Annotated in this window: 2 protein-coding genes; one reads left to right on the forward strand and one right to left on the reverse strand. The window is 56.8% G+C overall.

Annotation, left to right across the window (positions count from 1 at the left end; genetic code table 11):
* Positions 1-102: 102 nt before the first annotated feature.
* Entirely contained in the window at positions 103-855 is a 753-nt protein-coding gene (gene loiP / locus AC4PR2_RS28945) for a metalloprotease LoiP (RefSeq protein WP_019456034.1), read from the reverse strand.
* Positions 856-1093: 238 nt separating this feature from the next.
* Here loiP and AC4PR2_RS28950 point away from each other — a divergent pair.
* The coding region (locus AC4PR2_RS28950) for a thiamine pyrophosphate-binding protein (protein WP_134267863.1) at positions 1094-1176 on the forward strand (83 nt) is incomplete at its 3' end.

The following is a 1176-nucleotide window of genomic DNA, read 5'->3' on the forward strand; positions in this document are numbered from 1 at the left end:
ATTACCCGCGGGCAGTAAAAAAGAAGCCGCAACGTTATACGTTGCGGCTTCCTCAAAAGCTTAACTGACAAGCATTACCGGCGATGCCGGGCGTTTTCGTGATTATTTCTCTGCCGCGATGCGATCGCGGATGTGCTGCGCACGCGCTTGGGAAGAAGGGTGGTCGTCGAACAGGCTGCTCTGGCGGCCGGCTTCCATCTGGGCCAGCTTCTCGAAGCTGGTGGCCAGGCCGTTCGGATCGATGCCGCGTTTTTTCAGCAGATCGAACGAGTAATCATCCGCTTCGCTTTCCTGCTTCTGCGAGAACTGGGCGCTGACCAGCTTCTCGCCGATGTCTGCCAGCTGCGACTGCGACAGCGAGCCGATGACGCCGCCGGCGGAGGACGCCGCGGTGCGCAGCGCCACGGTGCCGTAAGCCACCTGCATCGCCTTGCGGGTGTGGCCCAGCGCCACGTGGCCCATTTCATGGCCCAGCACGCCTTCCACTTCGTTGTCGTTCATCATGTCCATCAGGCCGCTGTAGACGCGGATGCAGCCGTTGGCCATTGCCCAGGCGTTGACGTCTTTGGTCACGTAGACCTTGTAGTTGGCCGGGGTGCCGTTGATGTTGTCGCCCAGCGCCGCGGCGATTTTGTTGAGACGCTTGGCGTAGGTGCTGTCGGCCGGCGCGATTTGTGCCTTGCTGTCCATCTCGGCGCAGGATTTATCACTCAGGGCCTTAACGTCGTTGTTGCTCAGGGTCGCCGCCTGGAATGCCTGGGCGCCGGACTGCATCAAGGTTTCGGTATTCAGGTTTTGACAGCCGGTTGCCAAGGTGGCAATGCCCAACGCAATCAAAGAGGTACGGATCTTCATAACGCCATCTTCCTGTGAAGGTAACAAGGTAAAAGAATCATTTTGCTTGGAGGAAATCTTGTCGCAAGAGCCTAGTGTACGTCAGACGGGGCGAGAATAGTGTTATTCCGAAAAAGCGTCCAATCGTGCTAATAAGTGGTGAACTCGCTCTCATTTGGCATTAGGGATTGCCGTTGTGATGTGGAGTCTGAGAAAATAGGGAACTTGACTGCTTTTTTTATCCGACCTGGAGTAAAACATGTCCTCTCGTAAAGAGCTTGCCAACGCCATCCGCGCACTCAGCATGGACGCCGTACAAAAAGCAAATTCCGGCCACCCGGG

The sequence above is a fragment of the Serratia sp. A07 genome (assembly GCF_058725505.1).